The organism is Paraburkholderia sp. FW306-2-2C-D06C, from assembly GCF_058781505.1.
This window is the reverse complement of record NZ_JBYSWU010000053.1, coordinates 15,487-34,536: the sequence shown is the minus strand read 5'-3', so window position 1 is coordinate 34,536 and position 19,050 is coordinate 15,487. Positions and strand designations below refer to the sequence as shown.

General features: G+C 63.5%; 15 protein-coding genes. 8 read left to right on the top strand and 7 right to left on the bottom strand.

What is annotated here, in order from left to right; all coding sequences use genetic code 11:
- Positions 1-16 precede the first annotated feature (16 nt).
- Positions 17-3,127: a sensor domain-containing protein gene (locus AC3WLT_RS29865; protein ID WP_492595248.1), complete on the top strand. Its 3,111-nt coding sequence runs from the start codon at positions 17-19 to the stop codon at positions 3,125-3,127.
- A 50-nt stretch (positions 3,128-3,177) separates the two neighbouring features.
- Here the strand turns inward: AC3WLT_RS29865 and AC3WLT_RS29860 are convergent, their stop codons facing one another.
- Complete coding sequence (locus AC3WLT_RS29860; RefSeq protein ID WP_492595247.1) at positions 3,178-3,792, bottom strand: glutathione S-transferase; 615 nt, start codon at positions 3,790-3,792, stop codon at positions 3,178-3,180.
- Positions 3,793-4,022: 230 nt separating this feature from the next.
- Positions 4,023-4,418: an acyl-CoA thioesterase gene (locus AC3WLT_RS29855; RefSeq protein WP_492595246.1), complete on the bottom strand. Its 396-nt coding sequence runs from the start codon at positions 4,416-4,418 to the stop codon at positions 4,023-4,025.
- A 275-nt stretch (positions 4,419-4,693) separates the two neighbouring features.
- On the opposite strand from AC3WLT_RS29855, the gene AC3WLT_RS29850 reads away from it, so the two are divergent.
- A complete protein-coding gene (locus tag AC3WLT_RS29850; protein ID WP_492595245.1) occupies positions 4,694-6,592 on the top strand; it encodes an ABCB family ABC transporter ATP-binding protein/permease in 1,899 nt (632 codons plus the stop codon).
- A gap of 30 nt (positions 6,593-6,622) precedes the next feature.
- On the opposite strand, the gene murU is transcribed toward AC3WLT_RS29850, so the two are convergent.
- Entirely contained in the window at positions 6,623-7,336 is a 714-nt protein-coding gene (gene murU, locus AC3WLT_RS29845) for an N-acetylmuramate alpha-1-phosphate uridylyltransferase MurU (protein ID WP_492595244.1), read from the bottom strand.
- A gap of 3 nt (positions 7,337-7,339) precedes the next feature.
- Positions 7,340-8,419: an aminoglycoside phosphotransferase family protein gene (locus tag AC3WLT_RS29840; protein ID WP_492595243.1), complete on the bottom strand. Its 1,080-nt coding sequence runs from the start codon at positions 8,417-8,419 to the stop codon at positions 7,340-7,342.
- A 222-nt stretch (positions 8,420-8,641) separates the two neighbouring features.
- Here AC3WLT_RS29840 and AC3WLT_RS29835 point away from each other — a divergent pair, with 222 nt between their 5' ends.
- From AC3WLT_RS29835 to gloA, 6 genes are all read left to right on the top strand, one after another.
- Positions 8,642-10,999, top strand: coding sequence for an LPS-assembly protein LptD (locus tag AC3WLT_RS29835; RefSeq protein WP_492595242.1), 2,358 nt, complete (start codon positions 8,642-8,644; stop codon positions 10,997-10,999).
- Positions 11,000-11,066: 67 nt separating this feature from the next.
- On the top strand, positions 11,067-12,431 hold the full coding sequence (locus AC3WLT_RS29830) for a peptidylprolyl isomerase (RefSeq protein ID WP_492595241.1): 1,365 nt from the start codon (positions 11,067-11,069) through the stop codon (positions 12,429-12,431).
- 5 nt (positions 12,432-12,436) lie between these two features.
- On the top strand, positions 12,437-13,447 hold the full coding sequence (gene pdxA / locus AC3WLT_RS29825; protein WP_492595240.1) for a 4-hydroxythreonine-4-phosphate dehydrogenase PdxA: 1,011 nt from the start codon (positions 12,437-12,439) through the stop codon (positions 13,445-13,447).
- Positions 13,448-13,555: 108 nt separating this feature from the next.
- The gene (rsmA, locus tag AC3WLT_RS29820; RefSeq protein ID WP_492595239.1) at positions 13,556-14,422 is read left to right on the top strand and encodes a 16S rRNA (adenine(1518)-N(6)/adenine(1519)-N(6))-dimethyltransferase RsmA; all 867 of its coding nucleotides are present in this window, start codon (positions 13,556-13,558) and stop codon (positions 14,420-14,422) included.
- Between the two features lie 548 nt (positions 14,423-14,970).
- Positions 14,971-16,083, top strand: coding sequence for a porin (locus AC3WLT_RS29815; protein WP_492595238.1), 1,113 nt, complete (start codon positions 14,971-14,973; stop codon positions 16,081-16,083).
- A 71-nt stretch (positions 16,084-16,154) separates the two neighbouring features.
- Positions 16,155-16,541: a lactoylglutathione lyase gene (gloA, locus tag AC3WLT_RS29810; protein WP_492595237.1), complete on the top strand. Its 387-nt coding sequence runs from the start codon at positions 16,155-16,157 to the stop codon at positions 16,539-16,541.
- A gap of 207 nt (positions 16,542-16,748) precedes the next feature.
- Here the strand turns inward: gloA and AC3WLT_RS29805 are convergent, their stop codons facing one another.
- The 3 genes from AC3WLT_RS29805 to gmhB are packed head-to-tail and all read right to left on the bottom strand — an operon-like array spanning position 16,749 to position 19,049.
- On the bottom strand, positions 16,749-17,651 hold the full coding sequence (locus tag AC3WLT_RS29805; RefSeq protein ID WP_492595236.1) for a M48 family metallopeptidase: 903 nt from the start codon (positions 17,649-17,651) through the stop codon (positions 16,749-16,751).
- 44 nt (positions 17,652-17,695) lie between these two features.
- Positions 17,696-18,454, bottom strand: coding sequence for a lysophospholipid acyltransferase family protein (locus tag AC3WLT_RS29800; protein ID WP_492595235.1), 759 nt, complete (start codon positions 18,452-18,454; stop codon positions 17,696-17,698).
- Positions 18,455-18,494: 40 nt separating this feature from the next.
- Complete coding sequence (gene gmhB / locus AC3WLT_RS29795; RefSeq protein WP_492595234.1) at positions 18,495-19,049, bottom strand: D-glycero-beta-D-manno-heptose 1,7-bisphosphate 7-phosphatase; 555 nt, start codon at positions 19,047-19,049, stop codon at positions 18,495-18,497.
- Position 19,050: the final 1 nt, after the last annotated feature.

The window sequence follows — 19,050 nt, the reverse complement described above, 5'->3', positions numbered from 1 at the left end:
TCGACGTTCGGAACCCATGACTCTCTTTTTATCGAAGCGGCTGCTGATCAATCTGGCGGTCGTCGCCGCGGCGGTCGGCGCGAACGCGTTCGTCGCCTATACGCAGATTTGCGATCAGCGCGACGCCGACGTGCGCATGCTGCGTTCGACGGGCGTGCGTCAGAACCTCGACGCCTACAATATGGCGCTCGACCATGGGCTGGCCGCGCTGGGCCGTTTCGAAGTGTCGGGCGAGGCGCCGCCTGCCAACGAGGGCGCCGCCATGATGACTTCGCTGGCCGGTCTGGAGCGCGAACTGCGCGGCGAACTCGCCGGCGAGCCGGTCATGCTCGATACGCTGGACAAACTGAGCGCGGATAGCCACGCGCTGCAACGCGATATCGACGCCGCGCTGTCGCGCAGCGCGAACGCCGCACCGACAGAGTCGCGCACCTGGGTAGCCTCGGACTACACGCGTCTTGGTATGGCGCAGGACCGCGTCGAAGCCGGGCTGGCGGCGCTGCGGGCGCAGGAGAATCATGCGCTGCAGGCGTCGCTCGCGGCCTCCACGCGCGAAACCCGGCACGCGATCGTACTGCTGATCCTGACGATGCTGGCCGGCAGCGCGCTGCTGATCTATACGTTCGGCGTACGCGAAAGCAGTGCGCGCGAGAAATTGCGCGCGGTCCGCGCGCTCGGCCGCAACGACGAGCGCTTTCGCGGCCTGTTCGACGATCATCCGGTGCCGATGTACATCTTCGATCGCGAGACGCTGCGCTTTCTGGCCGTCAACGCGGCCGCCGTTCAGCAATACGGCTACACCGAGAGCGAATTTCTCGGCATGACGATCCGTGCGATCCGCCCGGCTGGCGAAATTTCGCGTCTCGAATCGCATTTGCAGCGCAGCGACGTGGTGCCGCACCGCCGCACGATGGCGGGCATCTGGCATCACCGGCGCAAGGACGGCTCGACCATCAGCGCCGACATTTCGTATCACGCGATGAACTTCCTCGGCCGTGCCGCCTTTTTCGTGCTGGCTGACGACGTCACCGAGCAGATCAACGCCGAAGCCGAAGCGCGGCGCTCGAACCAGATGCTCGAGACGGTAATCGACAACATTCCGCAGCGCATTTTCTGGAAGGACGCGGAATCGCGTTACCTCGGCTGCAACATGGCGTTCGCGCGCGATGCGGGGCTCGTCTATCCCGAGCAGGTAGTGGGCAAGAGCGACGCCGATATGCCGTGGCGGGCGTTCGCCGACCAGCTGCGCGGGCACGACGAAGAGGTGCTGAGCACCGGTGTGCCGAAGATGAACTTCGAAGTCGACGTGGTGATCGGCGGCGTGCATCGTACGACGGTCACGAGCAAGCTGCCGTTCACCGACGGCGACGGCCGCATCATCGGCGTGCTCGGCTCCTATACGGACATCACCGAGCGCAAGCGCGCCGATCTGGCCTTGCGTTTGCAAAGCCGCGCACTCGATGCGAGCGTCAACGCGATTCTGATCACCGCGCCGTCGCCGGCAGGCAATCTGATCGAATACGTGAACCCCGCGTTCAAGCGCATCACCGGCTACGATCCCGCGGAAATGATCGGCCACGATTGCCGCGTGCTGCAACGCGACGACCGCGATCAGGAAGGCGTCGCCGCGATTCGTCAGGCGCTGGCGGCGAACCGCGAAGTCAGCGCCGTGGTGCGCAACTATCGCAAGGACGGCGCGCTGTTCTGGAATCAGCTGTTCATCGCGCCGGTGCCGAACGCGGAGGGCGTCATCACGCATCACATCGGCGTGATCAACGATGTGACCGACCTGATGCGCTATCAGGAGCAACTCGAATACCAGGCCAACTACGACAGCCTGACGCGGCTGCCCAATCGCAACCTGCTGCGCGACCGCCTGCAGCATGCGCTGATCGTCGCGCAGCGGCATCACAAGGGCGTCGCGGTGGTGTTCATCGATCTCGACGGTTTCAAGAACGTCAACGACAGTCTCGGCCATAGCGTCGGCGACGGCCTGCTGAGCGTAGTCGCCGAGCGGCTCGCCCGCTGTACGCGCACGAGCGATACGGTGGCCCGTCATGGCGGCGACGAGTTCGTGATCGTGATCACCGACACCGTCGACGAACAATCGCTGATCGCGTGGATGGAGCGCGTGCGCGCCTCCATTTCCGAGCCGGTGTGGCTCGACGGCACGGAGTTGTATGTCGGCTGCAGCATGGGCGCGAGCCTGTTCCCGCAGGACGGCGACGACGCGGAAACCCTGATGAAAAAGGCCGACCTCGCGATGTATCGCGCGAAGGACATGGGCCGCAACACATTCCAGTTTTATCAGCCGGAGATGAACGCGAGCGCGGGCGCGCGCCTGAACCTCGAACGGCGTTTGCGCCGAGCATTGCGCGACAACGAATTTCTGCTGCATTACCAGCCGCAGGTGGATATCGGGAGCGGGCAGATTGTCGGCACCGAGGCGCTGGTGCGCTGGCGCGATCCGGAAGTCGGCTTGATCCCGCCGTCGTCGTTCATTCCGGTCGCGGAAGAAAGCGGCTTGATCGGGCCGCTGTCCGAGTGGGTGTTGCGCGAAGCGTGCCGGCAGAACAAGGCCTGGCAGGATGCGGGCTTGCCGCCGGCGCGGGTGTCGGTGAATCTGTCGGCGCGCGTGTTCCAGCAGCGCGATATCGCCAAACTGGTGATGCAGGTGTTGGCGGAAACCGGCCTCGCGCCACAATACCTCGAGCTCGAACTCACCGAAAGCACGATCATGCGCAACGCCGAAGAAGCGGTGTCGATGCTCAACGAACTGCACGCGCTGGGCATCGGTCTCGCCATCGACGACTTCGGCACCGGCTATTCGAGCCTCAGCTATCTGAAACGCTTCCCGGTGGACCGCCTGAAGATCGACCGCTCGTTCGTGTCGGACATCGGCGTGTGCGGCGACGACGAAACGATCACTTCGGCGATCATCGCGCTCGCGCATTCGCTGAAGTTGCAGGTGATCGCGGAAGGCGTGGAGACCTCCGCGCAACTCGATTTCCTGAAAGAGCGCGCGTGCGACGAGATGCAAGGCTTCTACTTCGCCAAACCGTTGTCGACGGAGGCGATCTCCGAGTTGCTCCAGGGCGGAGTGGCGCGGGAACTGGCCGCGGTTTGAGCGCTAGCGAGGACCGTCGCAGCGCTCCGGTTCGAGATCCGCCAGCACGCTCAAACCGCCGGCGTATCCACGAAAACCGGCAACTGTTCGGCTGACGCGGAAAAAGCCTGCAGGCGGGGATACGCGGCCTTCACGACGATCTCCGGCAGGAACATCTGCGTGAAGTTCCACGCGACCGCCACGGTGACGTCCGCCGCACCGAAGTGGTCCGCCTCGACCGGCAGCGGCGCTGCTGCCAGTGCTTCCTCCAGCTCGCGATAAGCGGCGAGCAACTGCTCGCTCACCCGATCGACCCACGGCTCATGCTGCTTCTCGGCCGGACGCAGATTGCGTTCGTAGACGATCTGCACCGACTTCTCGCACGCGGCCAGCGCCAGCCCCGTCAGGCGCGCTGCGCGCTTCCAGTGCGCCGGCTGCGACGGGAAGATCCGCTGGTCCGCGCCTGCCAGCGTGGCGACGTACTGAAGGATCACCGTCGAGTCCATCACGCGTTGGCCGTCGTCGAGCACCAGCGTGGGCGCCTTGACGACCGGGTTGATCTTCTTGAACTCGTCGTAGGTGCTGAATACGGATATCGACTGCTGCTCGAAGTCGAGTTTCAGCAATTTGAGGCAGATGGCGACCCGGCGCACATAGGGCGAGTCGAGCATTCCGATCAGTTTCATCGCTTTTCCGTTAGAAGATTTATCATGGCGCGCCCAACTCCGCCGGCACGGGGCTATTTGCCGGCTGGGCGTCGCCAGTTGCGCCCAACCGATAGATTAAACATCTCGCGATAGTAAAAAAGCGATATTAATCGACGATTTCCGTCAGAATTTCTTACATGAAATCGATCCCGCCAATCGCCGCCCTCCGCTCGAATATCTGCGCGGCGGCGGTTGAGCCTGGGCGTCGTTCAATCCAGCACCGGCAATGCCCGCGGGCGCCGGTCGCTGTCGGTCGCGACGTAGGTCAAGGTCGCCTCTGTCACCTTCACGAGGTCTTCGGTCAGGCTCATGCGCTGCGCGTACACCTCGACCGACACCGTCACCGAGGTATTGCCGGTCTTCACGATATCCGCGTAAAAGCTCAGCAGATCGCCGACGAACACCGGCTGCTTGAAGACGAACGAATTGACCGCGATGGTCGCCACCCGCCCGTTGGCGCGGCGGCTCGCCGGAATCGAGCCGGCGATATCCACTTGCGCCATGATCCAGCCGCCGAACACATCGCCGTGGACGTTCGCGTCCGACGGCTGCGGCACGACGCGCAGCGCACAAGGCTTTTGCGGGAGTTGAAGGAGTTCGGTCATCGGGGCACCCTTGAGAAACGTATTGGCTCGGTCGGCTCGACCGGCAGGCGGGGGAATCTCACGACAACGGCACGAGACAGCTGCACGGCCGGCACGTAGCCGACGGCCGGACAGCCCATGAAAAGCGGCGCCAGCCGGCTTCTGCGACAATAGAAAGATCAGGAATTGTACGGGAAAGCGCCCAGCCGGATCGCGCGACAAAAAGCAGTTTGCCAACTGCCGGTCGGCGCGCCGCTGCGAACTCCGTCGCTTCCACACTCTCCCCAGCCGATCCCATGCGCCGCACGCCCTCCTCCGAACCATCGCCGATCTCGACCCAGCCGCGCAACGACTGGCAGACGATCCTGTCGCTGCTGCCCTACCTCGCCACCTACAAATGGCGCGTCGTCTTCGCGCTGAGCTGCCTGATCGGCGCGAAGATCGCGAACCTCGGCGTGCCGATCGTGATGAAGCGGATCGTCGACAGCCTCGCGTCGGTGCAGCATCTGACCGCGCTCGGCCGCGCGCAGGATTCGCCGGGCATCGTGTTGCTGAGCGGCGTCGGCTTGCTGGTGGTCGCGTATGCGGTGGTGCGGCTGTCCACGTCGCTTTTCACCGAGTTGCGCGAGATCCTGTTTTCGAAGGTGACCGAGAGCGCGGTGCGGCAACTCGCGTTGAAAGTGTTCCGCCATTTGCATGCGCTGTCGTTGCGGTTTCATCTCGAGCGGCAGACGGGCGGCATGTCGCGCGATATCGAACGCGGCACACGCGGCATCACGCAGCTCATTTCGTATTCGCTGTACAGCATTCTGCCGACGCTCGTCGAAGTCGGTCTCGTGCTCGGGTTTTTCGTCGTCAAATACGAGGCGTATTACGCGATCGTCACGTTCATCGCGCTCGCCGCATACATCACGTTTACCGTGAAGGTGACCGAATGGCGTACGCATTTTCGCCGCACGATGAACGATCTCGATTCAAAGGCGAATTCGCGTGCGATCGATTCGCTGCTCAACTACGAGACCGTCAAATATTTCGGCAACGAAGAGTGGGAAGCGCAGCGCTACGACGAGAACCTGAAGCGCTACCGGGCGGCTGCGATCAAGTCGCAAAACTCGCTGTCGGCGCTGAACTTTGGACAGCAGACGATCATCGGCACGGGGCTCGTGTTCATTCTGTGGCGCGTGACGCAAGGCGTGATGGCCGGGCGCCTCACGCTCGGCGATCTGGTGCTGATCAACACCTTCATGTTGCAGCTCTATATTCCGCTGAATTTTCTCGGCGTCGTGTATCGGGAGTTGAAGCAGAGTCTCACCGACATGGACCGCATGTTCACGCTGCTCGGCGCCTCGCAGGAAGTGCCTGACGTGCCGGATGCGCCCGCGTTGCGGGTGAGCGGCGCGCAGGTGCGGTTCGAACAGGTGAACTTCGCGTACGAACCGGCGCGGCAGATTCTGCACGATGTGAGTTTCACGATTCCGGCGGGCACCACGACGGCGGTGGTCGGCCATAGCGGCTCGGGCAAATCGACGCTCGCGCGGCTGATGTTCCGTTTCTACGATCTGGACCGTGCGAGCGGCGGCGCGATCGTTATCGACGGCCAGGATATTCGCGATGTGACGCAAGATTCGCTGCGCGCGTCGATCGGCATCGTGCCGCAGGACACGGTGCTGTTCAACGATTCGATCTACTACAACATTGCTTATGGCCGGGCGACCGCCACGCGAGAAGAAGTGATCGCGGCGGCGCGCGCGGCGCATATTCATGAGTTCATCGAAGGTTTGCCGAAGGGCTATGACACGCCCGTCGGCGAACGTGGGTTGAAACTGTCCGGCGGTGAGAAGCAACGCGTCGCCATTGCGCGGACCATCCTGAAGAATCCGTCGATCCTGCTGTTCGACGAAGCGACCTCCGCGCTCGATTCGCGTTCGGAGCGCGCGATCCAGCACGAACTCGATCAGATCGCACGCGAGCGCACGACGCTGATCATCGCGCACCGGCTCTCGACCGTGGTGCACGCCCAGCAGATCGTCGTGATGGACAAAGGGCGCATCGTCGAGCGCGGTACGCACGCCGAATTGCTGGCGGCGAACGGGCTGTTCGCGCAGATGTGGGCGTTGCAGCAGCAACGCGCGGCAGAGGCGCCCGAGGCGGTGGAAACGGTAGGCGCGGGAGAGGGTGGAGCCGGCGGGCGGTGAGCAAGACGCGGCGGGATATGCCGCGCTTGCTTAGCGCGCGCTCAGGTGTCGATCCAGGTCTTGCAGCTGCGCCGCTGTGCCGACGTTCTCCCACAAGCCTTCGTATAACTCGCCGCTCGCAAGGCCGCGCGCAATCGTGTCCCGGTAGTACGGCGTGAGCGCGCGCCGCGTGCCGCGCGGCAGATCGCGAAACATGCGCGTGTCATACAGGCCGATATTGCCGAACGTGAAGCGCGCTTGCGCGTCGAGCGACAACACGCCGTCGATCAAACCAAAATCGCCGTTCGGATGAAACGCCGGGTTCGGCACCATGATCAGATGCATGCCCGGTTCGGGCAACTTCGAAAGCTTGTCGGCGCGCGCATTCAGCGTCGCGTAATCGAAATCCGCATACACGTCGCCGCTGACCGCGACGAACACTTCGCTATGGCCGCTGTCTTCCAGCAGCGGCAGCGCCTGCACGATGCCGCCGGCGGTTTCCAACGCTTCGTGCTCGGCCGAGTAGCGCAGTTGCACGCCCCAGCGCGAACCGTCGCCGAGCGAGCCTTCGATCTGCTCGCCGAGCCACGCATGGTTGATCACGATGGTCTGAAAGCCGGCGCGCGCGAGCCGTTCGATCTGCCAGACGATCAGCGGCTTGCCGCCCGCTTCGAGCAAGGGCTTCGGGCACGTGTCGGTCAACGGACGCATGCGTTCGCCGCGGCCCGCGGCGAAAATCATCGCTTTCTTCAGAGACATCGTCATCGGTCAGAACGTGTAGCCGACTTCATTCGCGCGGCCTTCGAGATCGTCGAGCAGCTTCGCGAAGGGGCGCAGCGGCGCGTAGCGTTCGGCGACCTTGCGTGCATAGCCGATGAAACGCGGCAGATCCTTCATGTAATGCGGTTTGCTGTCGCGGTAGTTGATCCGGCAGAACAGGCCCAGCACCTTGATGTGCCGTTGCAGACCCATCCATTCGAGCTGGCGGTAGAACTCGCCGAAATCCGGGTCGACCGGCAGGCCGGCTTGTTTCGCGCGCTCCCAGTAGTACACGAAGCAATCCAGTTCGAACTCTTCGTCCCAGCTGAGGAAGGCATCGCGCAGCAGCGACGCGACGTCGTAGGTGATCGGGCCGTACACAGCGTCCTGGAAGTCGATCACACCGGGGTTGGCGGGGTTGGGCGCCGCAGCGGTCATCAGATTGCGCGGCATGAAATCGCGCAGCATGAACACTTGCGGCTGCGCCCGGGCGCTCGCGATCAGCAGCGCGAAGGTGCGCTCGAGCACCCCGCGGGTTTTTTCGTCGACCTCGCGCCCCAGATGCCGGCCGATGAACCACTCCGGCATCAGCTCCATCTCGCGGCGCAGGAAGGCTTCATCGAACGGCGGCAGCACGTTCTCGCGCGAGGTGAGCTGCCAGCGGATCAACGCGTCGAGCGCGTCGCGCATCAGCGTGCGGGCGCGGCGCGGGTCGGCGTCGTTCTGGGCGCCTTGCAGCGCGCCGAGGTACGACGCGGTGCCCAGATCGGTGACGAGCATGAATCCCGCGTCGAAGTCGACCTCCAGCACGCGCGGCACATGCACGCCGGCCGCTTCGAGCAACTGCGCGATCTGCACAAATTCGCGGCACTTTTCGGGCGGCGGAGCATCGACGGCGATTACCGTGCCGATGCTTTCGCCTTCCGCCGCCTTACCGGCAAGGCGGAAATAGCGGCGAAAACTGGCGTCGGAGGAGGCCGGTGCGAGTGTGGCGAGCTCGAGCGCATAGCGCGCTGCGTGGCCGTTCAGCCAGGCGGTGAGCAGGTCGAGGCGGGTATCGGTTGTGTCTTGGGAGGGGGGCAGCGTCATGAAAACCGGCGGCAAATTCAGAGGGGCAACGTCTTGCCATATAATACCCCACGACTTTTTTGACGCGGCTCACGCCAGCTTTTGCGTATTCCGCTTTACCGCCTGCCTCATCGTTCGAGAGATTGTCAATATTGATGTGCAGCCGACTGTCACGGTCGAGGTGTGCAGGCGGTGGATCGTGACTGCAGAAGCTGACGGACGGGCCGATTCGCCAAACGATACATGCCGCCTAGACAGCTTTCCCAAACGACTCCCTCTTGTGCCGGCGTGCCGCGCAAAAGGCGGCTCGTCGCGGCGTTGATCGCCGTTCCGGGCCTGATGCCCGCGCTTGCGCACGCCCAGTTGACGGGGGAAGCCGCGCAGCCGCAGCCTATTGACGCTCCCTGGGGCATGCAACTCGCCCCGCAGCTCGAAGAGCATCCGTTGCAGCCTGGCCAGAAGCCGGCCGCCTTCGTGCTCGGCGACTCCACCAGCGGCACCACCGATCAGGACATGGCCGCCAAGGGCTCGGCCGAGGTGCGCCGCAATACGGTCGTGATCAAGGCCGACGCGCTGCATTACGATCAGGACACGGACATGGCCGACGCCTACGGCCAGGTCCACGTGATCAACAACGGCAATACGTTCGTCGGCCCCGAAGCGCATCTGCGCGTGGATTCGAGCGAAGGCTTCATGACCGCGCCGAAGTACCGCTTCAACCTGACGGGCGGTTCGGGCAGCGCGGAGCGCGTCGATCTGCTCGACAACGAGCGCTCGGTGTTCACGCACGGCACCTACACGGCCTGTGCGTGCGTGGACGATCCGGCGTGGTACATCAAAGGCAGCGAGTTCGACTTCGACACCGGCGCGGACGAAGGCATCGCGCACAACGGCGTGCTGTTCTTTCAGGGCGTGCCGGTGTTCGCTTCGCCGTGGCTGTCGTTCCCGCTGTCGGGCGAGCGCCGCAGCGGCCTGCTGCCGCCCACGTTCTCGCTCAGTTCGGGCAACGGCTTCGAACTGTCGGTGCCGTATTACTTCAACATCGCGCCGAATCGCGATCTGACGGTCACGCCGCGTCTGATCTCGAAGCGCGGCGTGCAGTTGCAGTCGTCCTTCCGCTATCTGTCGCCGACCTATTCCGGCTCGATCACCGGCGAGTTCCTGCCGAACGATCGCCTGACGAAGACCAACCGCTACGCGCTGTATATCCAGCACAACCAGAACTTCGGTAACGGGTTCGGCGGCTACATCTACTACAACAAGGTTTCGGACAACACGTATCCGGAAGACCTGTCGTCGTCGGTCAGTCAGTTCATGAACGGCACCCAGCTCCTGTATCAACAGGAAGCCGGGTTGACCTACAACAACGGCCCGTGGTCGGTGCTCGCCCGCGAACAGCACTGGCAGACGCTGACGCCTTCAGTGGCGCCGTACGGCCGTGAGCCGCAGTTGAACGTGAAGTACACGAAGTACAACGTCGGCGGCTTCGACTTCGGCACGGAAGCCGACTACACGAATTTCCGCATCACGACCGCTGACGCGACCGAAGGCCAGCGCGTGATGTTCAACCCGTACCTCTCGTATTCGGTGGTCGGGCCGGGTTACTTCATCACGCCGAAGGTGCAGTGGCACTTTGCGTCGTATAGCCTGAACAACACCGGCACTAGCACCTCGCCGAAGAACTTCACCGAATCGATCCCGACGCTCAGCTTCGACACCGGGCTGATCTTCGACCGTTCGGTGCGGATCTTCGGTCAGGATTACATTCAGACGCTGGAGCCGCGGCTTTACTACGTGTACACGCCGTTCCGGAACCAGCAGTCCGCGCCGCTGTTCGACACCGCCGACTCCGACTTCGGCCTGGCGGAAATCTTCACGCCGAACACCTTCGTCGGCAACGACCGTATCGCCGACGCGAACCGCCTGACCGCGGCCATCACCACGCGCTTCATCAATCCGGCTACCGGCGACGAACGCGCGCGCTTCGTGCTCGCACAGCAGTACTATTTCCAGGATCAGCGCGTCACGCTGCTGCCTACCCAGACCAGCACGCAAGCTACCCATTCGGACCTGATCGCGGGTGCGTCGCTCAAGCTCGGGGCCGGTTTCGCTTCGGAAACGGCGTTCCAATATAATGCCGACAACAACCAGTTGGTAAAGACGAGCGTCGGTTTCGGGTTCAGTCCGGGCACCGGCCGGGTGGTCAATGTCGGGTACCGCTACACCCGCGCGAACACCACGCTGGACAATCAGCCGATCAATCAGGTGCTGGTCTCGGGGCAATGGCCGTTGTCACATCGGGTGTTCGGGGTGGGCCGTTTCAATTACGACCTGGGCGGGCACCGGATCGTCGACGGTCTGGTCGGCCTGCAATACGACGCCGACTGCTGGACGCTCGGCGCCGGGATCCAGCGCTATGCGAACGGTCTGAATACCTCGGGGCAGCATCAGGCGGGCACGCGGTTTCTCGCGCAGTTGACGTTCAAGGGCTTGTCGAGCGTCGACAACGGGCTGATTTCCGCGTTCCGCTCCAGCGTGGCCGGCTACACGCCGTTGCCGCCGCCACCGCCGCCGGAAGCGCGTTTCACCAATTACGAATGATGCTCGCCCGATCATTTATAGAATGCGAAAAGACGGGCCAGGCGCGCCCGACATCATTGGAGTATCTGTGGCAATCATGAAAAAGCTTCGCTTGGCAACGCTTGCGGCCGGTCTCGCCGCCGCGGCGTCTCTCCTGTCGGTCGCGCCGGTTCAGGCGCAGGCGCTGCGCGGCAATAGCGGCCAGACGGTCGACACCATCGCCGCGGTGGTCAACAACGGCGTCATCACGCGGCGCGAGCTCGACGAGCGCATGGGCCTGATTACCCGCCGGCTGAACCAGCAGAACGCGCCGGTGCCGCCGACCGATCAGCTGCGCCAGCAGGTGCTGAACCAGATGGTGCTGGAGCGCATCCAGCTGCAGAAGGCCAAAGAAGACGGCATCAATATCGACGACGCCGCCGTGCAAAAAACGCTCGAACGGCTCGCGCAGGCGAACAACATGACGCTCGACATGTACCGCTCGCGCATCGAGGCGCAAGGCGTGCCCTGGAGCACGTTCACGAGCGATGCGCGGACCGAACTCACGCTCTCGCGTTTGCGCGAGAAGGAAGTGGACAGCAAGGTCACGGTGTCTGACGCGGAAGTCGTGAACTATATCGCCAGTCAGCGCGGCCCGAACGCCGGTCTGACGAGCGATCTGCACTTCCAGCACATTTTCCTGAAGGTGCCGCTGAACGCGGCGGAAACCGACATCGAAGCGGCCCAGCAAAAGGCCCAGGCGCTGCTGACGGAAGCCAGGGGCGGCGCCAACTTCGAAAAGCTCGCGAAGTCGAATTCGCAAGCGCCGGATGCCTCGAAAGGCGGCGATATGGGTTTCGTGACGCCGTCCAGGCTGCCGCCTGAATTCGTCAAGGCCGCTGCGGCATTGCGCCCCGGTCAGGTCAACCCGGATCTGATCCGCACGAACGACGGCTTCGAAATCGTGCGTCTCGTCGATCGCCGCGCAGGCCAGGGCGCGAGCTCGGCCGATGCGCCGAAGCTCGTGCAGACGCACGTGCGCCACATTCTGCTGCGGGTCGGCGACGGCATGTCCGAGCCGCAAGCGCGTCAGAAGCTGCTCGAAATCAAGAACCAGATCGCCGCGGGCGGCGACTTCGCGAAATTCGCTCACACCTACTCGCAAGACGGTTCGTCGTCGCAAGGCGGCGAACTGGGCTGGATCAGCCCGGGCGAGACGGTGCCGGAATTCGAGCGCACGATGAACAGCCTGCAGGACGGTCAGATCAGCGACCCGGTGCGCAGCGAATACGGCTACCACCTGATCCAGGTGCTGGCCCGCCGCGAAGCGGAAGGCTCGGTTTCGCAGCAGATGGATCTGGCGCGTCAGGCAATCGGTCAGCGCAAGGCGGAACAGGCCTACGCCGACTGGCTGCGTGAATTGCGCGACACTGCATATATCGAAGTAAAACCCGCTCAAGCAAGCGTGCAATAAACGCCATGACAACCGCCGCCCAGTCCGCCAGCGCCCCGTTGCAAATCGCGATCACGACCGGCGAACCGGCCGGCGTCGGCCCCGAGTTGACGGCGCAGGCGCTGGCCGGGGCGGCGGCGCATTGGCCCGGCGCGCAGTTCACTGTGCTGGGCGACGCCGGTCTGCTCGCCGAGCGGGCCCGGGCGGTGGGCGTGGATTGGGCCGCGCTGACGGCGGACGGCAAGCGCGTGCGCGTGCAGCATCGGCCGCTCGGCGCACCGTCGCTGGCAGGCAAGCTCGACGCGGCCAACGGCCGCTACGTGCTCGATCTGCTCGACAGCGCGATCGACGGCGCAATGGCCGGCACGTTCGACGCGATCGTCACCGCGCCGCTGCAAAAAAGCACCATCAACGACGCCGGTGTGCCGTTTACCGGCCACACGGAATACCTGGCCGAACGCACGCACACGCCGCGCGTGGTGATGATGCTGGCCGGCACCGGCAAGCGCCCGTTGCGCGTCGCGCTCGCCACCACGCATCTGCCGCTGAAAGACGTGTCGGCGGCGTTGTCGATCGACAGCATCGGCGAGACGCTGCGGATCATCGATCACGACCTGCGCCACCATTTCGGTCTGCCGGCGCCGCGCATTCTCGTGACCGGTTTGAATCCGCACGCGGGCGAAAACGGTTATCTGGGCCGCGAGGAAATCGACGTGATTGCGCCGGCGCTGAAGCTCGCGAACCATCAGGGCATCGATGCGCGCGGTCCCTATCCGGCAGACACGCTATTCCAGCCGCGCTATCTGAACGAAGCCGATTGCGTACTCGCGATGTTCCACGATCAGGGCTTGCCGGTGCTGAAGTACGCCACGTTCGGCGAAGGCATCAACATCACGCTCGGTTTGCCGATCATCCGCACGTCGGTCGATCACGGCACCGCGCTCGATCTGGCCGGCACTGGCCGCGCCGACTCCGGCAGCTTGATCGCCGCGATCGATACGGCAGTGTCGATGGCGCAGCACCGCCGCGCGGGCTGATTCGCGCGGCTCATTGCTTGCAAACATCGCTTCACCTGCATCGCTTCACCCGTATCGCTTCACAGGCGGTTTCTTTTTTTAAGCAGTTCTCTTCCTAGCGTTTCTTCGATGTCCACCAGCAGACAGCAACGGGCCCAGCATCAGGGTCATACCGCACGCAAGCGTTTCGGCCAGAATTTTCTGGTCGATATGGGCGTGATCGATTCGATCGTCGACGTGATCCGGCCGCAGCGCGGCGAGCGCATGGTCGAAATCGGGCCGGGGCTGGGGGCGCTCACCGAGCCGCTGATCGAACGCCTCGCGACGCCTGAAGCGCCGTTGCACGCCGTCGAACTGGATCGCGATCTGATCGGCCGGCTCAAGAAGAAATTCGGCGACCTGCTCGAACTGCATGCGGGCGACGCGCTCGCGTTCGACTTCGGTTCGCTGGCTGCGCCGGGAGAAAAGGCGTCGCTGCGGATTGTCGGCAATCTGCCGTACAACATTTCGAGCCCGCTGCTGTTTCATCTGACGTCGTTCGCGCATCGCGTGATCGATCAGCACTTCATGCTGCAGAACGAAGTGGTCGAGCGGATGGTGGCGGAGCCGGGCACCAAGGCGTTCAGCCGGCTCTCGGTGATGCTGCAATACCGTTACGTGATCGACAAGCAACTCGACGTGCCGCCCGAAGCGTTCCAGCCGCCGCCGAAGGTCGATTCGGCGATCGTGCGGATGATCCCGTACGAGCTGCACGAATTGCCGCCGGTGGACGAGCGCGTGCTCGGCGAAGTGGTGACGGCGGCGTTCTCGCAGCGGCGCAAGATGCTGCGCAATACGTTGGCTGCCTATCGCGGCCGGGTGGATTTCGACGCGCTCGGTTTCGATCTGCAACGCCGCGCCGAAGACGTGCCGGTCGCCGAATATGTGCGCGTGGCGCAGGTCGTGGCGGCGCTGCCGTCGCACGGCGCCGCAGCCGCCGGGAGCAGCGCCGCCTGAGTTTCGGCTTTAGCCTTGAAGGAAGCGCGCTGCGTCCTGCTGCGCGCTCAAAGAACCATCTTCTGGCCCACCTCGCCTAAGCGGCCACCCGCTGAAGGGCTGCGGGGCAGTCGCGGACGTCTGCGCGCACGGCGATAGTCGGCCGGATGGCTGACTCAATGGCGAAACCGGCAAGCTGAAGGCGGCAGGCATAGATCGTACGATAACAAAACCACCCGCGCTGCAATGCGATGACCCACCGCCTACGCGTGCTTCTTGCATCTCGCAAGTAGTTCGCTGACGTAACGGCACCCGCGCAACACCTACAACAGTCTGTTTTCTTACTGTGTCCGTTTCAGGATAAGGTTCACCCACGCATATTTTGTCAGGTCATTGGCGGTACTTCGCATCTGGCGAAGTGGAGCCGGCAGCCGAAAAGACAGGATGCCTATACGTCACATCGCGTCACACCGCGGACCATCCGCCTGAAAACCTGACCGAAGCGTGCCCGAAGAGCAAAGCGAACGCACCACATTCCCCGGCGAGCGGAACCAGTTTGAGGAGACGGTATGAAGAACGTGAGCAAATGGGCGGTGGCGATGGTGCCCGCGGCATTGGCCTGTCAGATGGCGCACGCGCAATCGGGCGTGACGCTGTACGGCGTGGTCGACGAGAGCGTGCGGTATCTGACCCACGCGAACAAGGCCGGCGATTCTTCGATTGCGCTCGGCAACGGCGGCATGACCCAGAGCCGTTGGGGACTGAAGGGCGTCGAGGATCTGGGCGGCGGCTGGTCCACGTTCTTCAAGCTCGAAAACCGTTTTTACATCAATAGCGGACAAAGCGATCTCACCTTGCCATTCCTCAACGAAGCTCAAGTGGGAGTGCGCTCGAACTCCTATGGTCAGGTGATCCTGGGCCGTCAGTTCAACTTGATGATCGAAGGCGTCACGGTCGGCGGCTACGGCAGCAATCCCTGGATTCCGTACGATTTCAGCTTCCAGCCGGAAGTGACGATGACCGGCGGTATCTGGACCAGCAACCAGGTGCAGTATCAGGCGCACTACAACGGCTTGATGTTCGCCGCCGGCTATGCATTCGGCGGCAACGCGGGGAATTCATACGGCAGCCAGATCGGCGCCGCGGCCGCGTATGCGCCGAAGGGCGGTCCGTTCACCGTTGGCGGTGCGTACGAGGAGTCGAAAGACTCGGTCAACGGTGCGGCCGCGAAGGCGTGGAGCTTCGGCGGTTCGTACACCTGGGACAAGACGCGTTTTGCGGCCGGTTACATCGTCAATCAGAACGACGCCGCCTTTTCGAACTTCGCCAACGGGCCGTTCAGCGCGCCAGCGCTCGCCGCGCTCAAGTACACCGACTTTTCGCGGCGTCGCATGATCTTGGGCGGGATCACGCAGCAGTTCGGCCATGCGTGGCACTTTGCCGCGAATGTGTGGCGCACGCTGCAGGACGGCAAGAAGCCGTCTCAGGACGGCTCGGCATGGCAGTATCAACTGGTCGCCGATTACAACCTGTCCAGGCGCACCGATGCTTATCTGGAAGGCGATTACTCGCTGTATCGGGGCGATCTGATCGGCGCTCAGTTGCAGGGCGTCAACGGCATCGGGCTCGCGCAGAAGGGGACGCAGATCGGTGTGATGGCGGGCGTGCGGCATCAGTTCTGATCCGCGCTCTGCAGCGCAGCGTGATTCCAGTTACATTGACGTTCTCGACGTCACGCAACAGGGAGTACACGATGCGCCTGCTTCACACCATGCTCCGGGTCGGCGACCTGGACCGCTCGATCGCGTTCTACACCGAACTGCTCGGTATGAAATTACTGCGTCGCGACGACTATCCAGACGGCAAGTTCACGCTCGCTTTCGTCGGCTATGAAGACGAGCGTAACGGTACTGTCATCGAACTGACGCACAACTGGGACACGCCGTCGTACGACCTCGGCACCGGCTTTGGACACCTCGCCGTCGAAGTCGAAGACGCGTACGCCGCGTGCGACAAAATCAAGGCTCAGGGCGGCTCGGTTGTGCGCGAAGCCGGTCCGATGAAACACGGCACCACCGTGATTGCGTTCGTCACCGATCCGGACGGCTACAAGATCGAGTTCATCCAGAAGAAAAAGTAACGCACGCAGCGGGGCGAGGATTCAGGCAATGAGTATCGTGAATATCAACGCGATAGCGCGGGCAACGCAAACGTGCGGCGCTCGACTGCGGTGATGGACATCGACGCGCACGGCAAGGTGACGTGGCGCCATCTGCAGGAAACCTTCTGCACCGCGTGAGGCCGCGGGCTTCAGAAAGCCGGCGCTTCAATGCGGAGCGCCGGCGCATTAAAGCGTCGGCAGCAACTCCGGCGGATGCGACTTCAACGTCTGCCGCGCTTCGCGGAATTCCGGAAAAATCGATTCAACTGTTTGCCAGAAGCGCGGGCTGTGATTCATCTCGCGCAGATGCGCGAGTTCGTGTGCGACGACGTAATCGATGATCGACAGCGGGAAGTGAATCAGCCGCCAGTTCAGGCGGATCTTGCCGTCGCTCGAACAACTGCCCCAACGCGTCGCCGCTGAGGAGAGCGCATACGCGCGATAGTCGACGCCGAGCTTGTCCGCGTAGATCGCCAGCCGCTCACCGAACAGACGCTTCGCTTCGCCTTGCAGCCAGCCTTGCACGCGATCCTTGATCTGCTGCGGGTCGGCCTGCAACGGCAGAGGCAAAGCGAGCGCCGCTTCGTCCGCGTTGAACGCCAGAGTGCCTTGCGGCGAGCCGAGTTTCACGCGCACAGGCTGGCCGAGATACGGCACTTCCGCACCATCTTTCCAATCGACCTTCGGCAACGCGCGTTGCTCGACGCGCGTCTGCCATTCGATCAGCTTCGTAAAAATCCAGCGCTGCTTTTCGGTGATCGCGGTTTCGATATCGGCGAGCGTGACCCAGCGTGGTGCGGTAATCATCAGGCCGCTGCTGTCGATCGCAAAGCCGATCGAGCGGCGTGCCGAGCGCTTGAGTTGATAGTGCAGCGTGCGCGAGCCGATCGTCAGGCTGCGCAGCTTGCTGCCGTCCGGCGCGAGCGGCACGACCGGCTGCTGCCCGGTCTGCAAGTCCGCCGGAGAGCCGGACAAAGGCGCGGACGGTGAAGGGGACGACGACGTCGAACCCGGCTCGGCGAAGAGTGGGAGATCGAGTTGCCGGCTATCGAGCGCCGCAGCGGGCTGCGGCGTAGGAGACTTCTGCATCGGATTCGGCTTCGCGCAAATGCGCCTTCGAGGGCGCGGGCGCGTCAGATTGGTGCGGCGGCGGAGCTGCTTTCCGCCGCGCGGTACGCAGTAGGATCAATGCGACGCATTTCAGCTTCGATCCACTGTTCGACGCGCGTGTTCACTTCATCGGGCGTGAGCCCCGTCGTCTCGATCGGCTTGCCGATCGACACTGTGACTATACCCGCATATTTGAGAAACGAGTTGCGCGGCCACACACGTCCCGCGTTGTGCGCGATCGGCACGACCGGCGCGCCGGTGGCAATCGCAAAACGCGCACCGCCGGTTTTGTACTTGCCCTGCTTGCCGGTCGGCGTGCGCGTGCCTTCCGGAAACATGATGACCCACGCGCCTTCGGTCATGCGCGCCTTGCCTTGCTTGATGACCGATTCGAACGCGTACTTGCCTTCCTTGCGATCGATGTGAACCATCTTCAGCATGCCGAGCGCCCAGCCGAAGAACGGCACATACAGCAGCTCGCGCTTGAATACGTAGCACAGCGGCCGCGGCATCAGCGCCGGAAACGCCAGCGTTTCCCATGCCGATTGATGCTTCGACAGCAGCACGGCCGGACCGTCGGGCAGGTTCTCGTAACCCTCGACGTGGTAGCGGATGCCGTTCAGCCAGCGCACCGTCTCGAGCGTGGCGCGGCACCAGCCGGCAGCCATCCAGTAGCGGCTGTCGGCGCGCATGAACGGAAACGCGATGAAGCACGCGATCGCGTACGGCACCGTGAACAGGACGAAGTAGATCAGCAGCAGCAAAGAACGAATGAAGCGCATCGGCGTGGTCAGTGAGGGGTGGGGACGCGCGCGCTGCGCGTCACGCGTGATGGTCGGAGAGGAAGTCGAGCGCGAACGCACGCAGGTCGTCGTGCACGCGTGTGCCGTCGGGCAGGCCGCCGGCCTCGAGCGTTTTGCGGCCCTTGCCGGTCAGCACCAGATGAGTCGGATGTCCGAGCGCCACGCCCGCTTGCAGATCGCGCATCGCATCGCCGACCACCGGCGTATGCTCCGGCAAGACTTCGAAACGCTCGGCGATCATCTTCAGCATGCCGGGCTTCGGCTTGCGGCATTCGCAATGGTCTTCCGCCGTGTGCGGGCAGAAGAACACCGCGTCGATGCGCCCGCCGACCGCCGCCGCCATGCGGTGCATTTTCAGATGCATCGCATTGAGCGCGTTCATGTCGAACAAACCGCGGCCGATGCCCGACTGGTTCGTCGCGACCGCGACGCGATAACCGGCGTGATTCAGCCGCGCGATCGCTTCGAGCGAGCCGGGCAGTGCGACCCATTCGTCCGGCGACTTGATGAACGCGTCGGAATCGACGTTGATCACGCCGTCGCGGTCGAGGATCACCACTTTCTTGATCGGCATG